The following is a 4,783-nucleotide window of genomic DNA, read 5'->3' as shown; positions in this document are numbered from 1 at the left end:
GCCATGCCGGCCTCTCCTGAAGGGGGCGCAGGCATGTAAGTCAACCAAGGCGACTCCACGAAAGCCGGGGTACATCAAAGCCTCCAGCAATCCCGGCGCGGTTCAAGGCGACCCGGGCCGGCCGAAGTGATGTGGGGTCTCGTCCGGCCGGAGCCGATCCCGTGGTGATCGCCGGAGCTCGACTGCAGGCCGCGCGCGATCGGCTGGCCGAGGAGGTCGCGGCCAAAGGCGATACCTGATGCCCCCGCCGGGCCAACTCCTCCGCCAGGCGCCGCAGCGACTTGGTCGTCCACCGCAGCGGCGACTGCGGGTCACCCCGCTCATCCGGCTCGACCAGCGCCAACAGCGCTGGCAGTACCCGGGGGTCCTGCTCCTCGACGCTTTTACGCCCACCGCCCTCACGACGCACTCGCCCGTCCGGCAGCACATCCACGCCGTCCTCGAGTTCGAACACCCCCTTCCGCACGGTGGACTCGCTGACCCCAGCGACCCGAGCGACCCGAGCGAACCCCGCCATGCCCCAGTAACCGGGCCTCGGCCGCCATCAGCAACCGCCGCTGCCGCTCGTTCAAATGCGGCAGCATGACCTCGAACTTCAACGCCAGCTGATCGAGAACGCCAGGCAAGATCGACATAACATGACATCCAACCCGAAAGATCGAATCGCCGTGTTATTTCCTCACAGCTTCACTACCTGCGCAACCTTTTGACGACGGTACCCAAATCGGCGCAGCCGTGGGTGGCCACGCTGGTGCGCACCATCTTCGACCAGCCCACCAGCGAAGCGGTGCGCACCCAGCACACCTGGGTGATCGACGCCTTGGAAGCGAAGTATCCGGCCGCGTGTGAGCACCTGGACGCAGCCCGCGAAGAGCTCCTTGCCTTCGCCGCCTTCCCACGAGAGGTCTGGAGGCAGATCTGGTCGAACAACCCTCAGGAGCGGTTGAACAAGGAGATCCGCCGCCGCACCGACGTGGTGGGCATCTTCCCCGACCGCACCTCGATCGTCCGTCTTGTCGGCGCGGTTTTGGCCGAGCAGAGCGATGAGTGGACCGAGGCCCGCCGCTACATGGGCCTGGACGTCCTGGCCAAAATCCGAATGCGCGTCATCGTCAGCGACACACCGCAACACAATCCCATTCCACAGACACTTACCGCTTAACCTGCAGAAACAGGATCACGCGAAGGTCAACTCATACACCACTTCGCTGGACGTGACCCCGGCCGGCCACCCACCGCGGCTGCGGTCAAGGCCCTCATCCTGCGCATGGCCGCGGAAAATCCGCGGTGGGGCCACCGGCGCATCCACGGTGAACTTACCCGCCTCGGCCACAAGATCGCCGCCTCCACCGTGTGGAACATCCTGAACCAGGCCGGGATCGACCCCGCTCCGCGCCGTAGCGGGCCAACATGGAAGCAATTCCTGACCGCCCAGGCCGAGCACATCGTCGCCGCCGACTTCCTGCACGTGGACACCGTCAACCTCAAACGCCTCCACGCCCTGATCATGCTCGGCCACGGCAGTCGCCGCGCCCACCTGCTCGGCGTCACCGCCAACCCCACGGGCCCGTGGGCCGCTCAGGCCGCCCGCAACTTGCTCATGGACCCCGACACCGACACCGATATGACGAACCTGAAGTTCTTGATCCGCGATCGTGGCGGCCAGTTCACCGATGCCTTCGACACGGTTTTCGCTGACGCCGGCCTGCGCGTCGTCAAGAGTCCACCGCAGGCCCCGAAAGCGAACGCACACTGCGAAAGGATCATTGGCACCCTACGCCGCGAACTCCTGCACAGCAGGCTCATCCTCAACGAACAGCATCTGAGTCGAACCCTCACCCGCTACCTGGAGCACTACAACACGGCCCGGCCTCACCGCGGCATCGGACAGTTGTCCCGTCCCAAGCCGAAACCGGACCGCCAACCCCCATCGACCTCGCCGACCACCGAGTCCAGCGCAGAGCCATCCTTGGCGGCCTCATCCACGAGTACCAGATCACTAGCTGACACCACCGAGAACTAGCAGGTCAGACGCCGAATCCTATTCTTGAGCCCCACACGATCTGGATCTCTGACGTGCGTCCCGGCCGAGAGCACGACACCACCGCGGTCCGCACGCACGGCGAGATCTTGCCCGCCCTGACCGAGGCTGCCGGCGACCTGCGCAGCCTCGGCGACCTGGGCTACGAAGGTGAGGCCAACACCGTCACCGTGGCGTTCAAGAAACCCAAGGGTGGCCGCCTCACCCTCGTGCAGCAGCAGCTCAACCAGGCCCACAACGGTGTCCGCGCGGTCGGTGAACGCGGCAACGCCCTGCTGAAGGTGACGTTCAAGGCCTTGCGCAACGTCAGCGTCGACCCCTGGCGCATCGGCGCCATCGTTGCCGCAGCCCTCGTCCTGCTCCACTTCGACCACGCCCGCACCACATGACGAGGCTCAGCGATCAACACCTTGCGCGGAGTAGCTCAGTCGTCTGGCTGGCCGAGCTCGCGGAAGTCACGCAGGCCAGCGTGGTATGACGGCCCGGTGTCACCCGGAGGTGAACTGGTCGAGTCGTTCTTTCCACCTCACGGCCGCGGCTGGGCCATCCTCCTGTTCCGCGAACCTTGCGAGCAGTCGGTATCCGATAACGGCGACCTTCGGATGGGATGCCTCGGAGCGCTCCACGATCGCTATCGCACGGTCGACATCTTGCTTCTCCAGTGTCAGCTGGAGAAGCGCGGTTCCGGCCTCGACAGCTACCCGAGAATTCGTGAAAGAGCCACTGTCAATCGCGTATTTCCACAGCTCGGAGGTGAAGTCGGTCGCCGCCACGAGTGCGAGCGCCTCGCTGGCCGCCTCGCCGTCCTCGTCACGCAGGTAGCGGCTGGCCATATCGATCGCGATGTGGCCCGCATCACTGATCTCAAGGTCGCCGCCCATGCCGTAGATCATGTCGGCCGCCTCGTCGAAGTTTCGCTCGCACACGGCCAGACCGAATTCGCCGACGTTCGAGGGCTCGTACACCTTGGTCAACAATGCGGCCGCATCATCTCCCCGCTCGTTGAGTACGAGGTCATAGGCTTGCGCGGCGGGGGACTCCCAGCCGACACGTCGGCGCGCCTCGGCGATCACCTCCGGCACACGGAAGGTGAGCGCTTCGTGATAAGCGACACGCGCCTCATCAACGAGCCCGTCGCGGTGTAACAGAAGCGCGATCTCCAGGGCCGCCATGGCGGAGGCACTGTAGTTGTTCGCCTCTATTAACTGCTCGTACTCCGCCCGGACGACATCGATGCTTCGCGACCCACCATCACTATGCCCAGTCACGTTCAAGGATGGTAGGGCATCCATACGACAGCCGGCGCCACGACAGGGTTGCCTATCCTCGGCCAAGGCCGCGTGGGTCTGTCTAGTTAACGGCTCTGGCTCACTTTCGGTGGTGACGGAACGCCCTGATGCGTCACGGTGAGTCATGCATGATGTCGACGAGCTTGTGAGTGTGGTGTTCGCGGGGTTATCGCCGCTGGTCGTGGAGAACGTGGCGGACGAGCGCGAACGAATTCGGGTACAGGCGCGAACCCCGGACGGCCCCGTTGCCTGTCCTGGCTGCGGTGCCGAGACCGTACGCGTGCACGGCTATCACGAGCGGAGCGTGGCTGATGTCCCGGTCGACGCACGCCGCGTGCTCGTGGCGGTGCGGATCCGCCGCCTGATATGCCCGACGCGAGGCTGCCGTCAAACCTTCCGCGAACAGCTCCCCGGCGTGCTGGAACGCTACCAGCGGCGCACTCCCCGCCTGAGCGGCCACATCGGCGCTGTGGTCCGCGAACTAGCCGGACGTGCCAGCACGCGAGTCCTATCCGCCCTGGCCATGCCCCTGTCGCGGCATACCGCCTTGCGCATCCTGCTGCGGCTGCCCTTGCCGCAGCTTCAGGTGCCCCGCGTCTTGGGAGTGGACGACTTCGCCCTGCGTCGCCGCCATCGCTACGCCACCGTGCTCATCAACGCCGAGACCCGTCAGCGCATCGACGTCTTGGCCGACCGCACCGCCGACACCCTTGAGGTCTGGCTGCGCGCCCATCCCGGAGTGCAGGTCGTGTGCCGAGACGGCTCCGGCACCTACGCCGAGGCGATCCGCCGCGCCCTCCCGCAAGCGATCCAGGCCGGTGATCGGTGGCACCTGTGGCACGGCCTCGGCCAGGTCGTCGTGAAAGAGGTCGCCGCGCACAGTGCCTGCTGGGCCAAGGCCGGCTCGCCCCCGCAGGACGGCCCCAGAGCACAAAGCACCCTGCAGCGCTGGCACCAGGTCCACGACCTGCTCGGCAAGGGCGTCGGCCTGCTGGAGTGCGCGCGCCGCTTGAACCTGTCCCTCAATACCGTCAAGCGCTACGCGCGCGTGCCCGAGCCCGGACGTCTGCGACGCGCCCCGCAGTACCGGCCCACCCTGGTCGACCCTTACCGTGACCACCTGCGGCGCCGCCGTGCCGACGACCCCGCCGTCCCCATCTTGCACCTGTTCACCGAGATCAAGACCCTCGGCTACTCGGGCAGCTTCAACCTCTTGTATCGCTACATCACCCAGGGCCGCGTCGAAGGCGACCGCCCGCCCATCTCACCGCGCCACCTGGCCCGGCTCCTGCTCACACGGCCCGGTAACCTCACCGTCAAGCAGCAGAGCCTGCGTGACGAGCTCACCGCCGCCTGCCCCGAGATGATCGACTTAGTACTGCAACGGCGCTTGCGCGGATAGATCGGTTTGCCGATCATTTATGTCTCGTGACGGTTGTAGATCTTGAGGCGT

3 protein-coding genes and 3 pseudogenes are annotated in these 4,783 nt (G+C 66.0%); 4 read left to right on the top strand and 2 right to left on the bottom strand.

The annotated features are described in order from the left end of the window. Window positions 1-229: 229 nt before the first annotated feature. Window positions 230-635: pseudogene (locus ACSDR0_RS49435) on the bottom strand (ISAzo13-like element transposase-related protein); the annotation flags it as partial. A gap of 53 nt (window positions 636-688) precedes the next feature. Here ACSDR0_RS49435 and ACSDR0_RS49430 point away from each other — a divergent pair. From ACSDR0_RS49430 to ACSDR0_RS49420, 3 genes and pseudogenes are all read left to right on the top strand, one after another. Continuing rightward, a pseudogene (locus tag ACSDR0_RS49430) lies at window positions 689-1,162 on the top strand (transposase); the annotation flags it as partial. Between the two features lie 105 nt (window positions 1,163-1,267). Further along, the gene (locus ACSDR0_RS49425; RefSeq protein WP_435295928.1) at window positions 1,268-2,023 is read left to right on the top strand and encodes an integrase core domain-containing protein; all 756 of its coding nucleotides are present in this window, start codon (window positions 1,268-1,270) and stop codon (window positions 2,021-2,023) included. A 20-nt stretch (window positions 2,024-2,043) separates the two neighbouring features. Continuing rightward, window positions 2,044-2,430, top strand: a complete 387-nt coding sequence (locus ACSDR0_RS49420) for a transposase family protein (protein WP_435295929.1) — start codon at window positions 2,044-2,046, stop codon at window positions 2,428-2,430. 99 nt (window positions 2,431-2,529) lie between these two features. On the opposite strand, the gene ACSDR0_RS49415 is transcribed toward ACSDR0_RS49420, so the two are convergent. After that, window positions 2,530-3,213: a hypothetical protein gene (locus ACSDR0_RS49415; RefSeq protein WP_435295927.1), complete on the bottom strand. Its 684-nt coding sequence runs from the start codon at window positions 3,211-3,213 to the stop codon at window positions 2,530-2,532. Between the two features lie 241 nt (window positions 3,214-3,454). Between ACSDR0_RS49415 and ACSDR0_RS49410 the strand changes: the two are divergent. Beyond that, window positions 3,455-4,720: pseudogene (locus ACSDR0_RS49410) on the top strand (ISL3 family transposase); the annotation flags it as partial. Between the last annotated feature and the right edge of the window lie 63 nt (window positions 4,721-4,783).

Source organism: Streptosporangium sp. G11 (assembly GCF_051192615.1).
Classification (GTDB): Bacteria; Actinomycetota; Actinomycetes; order Streptosporangiales; family Streptosporangiaceae; genus Streptosporangium.
The sequence above is the reverse complement of the archived record's forward strand: the minus strand, read 5'-3'. Positions and strand labels throughout refer to the sequence as shown.

What these genes read in the sequence shown, in the direction of transcription:
- ACSDR0_RS49425 (WP_435295928.1), top strand. Translation starts at nt 1,268, where the DNA reads ATGGCCGCGGAAAATCCGCGGTGGGGCCACCGGCGCATCCACGGTGAA.
- ACSDR0_RS49415 (WP_435295927.1), bottom strand. Translation starts at nt 3,213, where the DNA reads ATGGCGGCCCTGGAGATCGCGCTTCTGTTACACCGCGACGGGCTCGTT.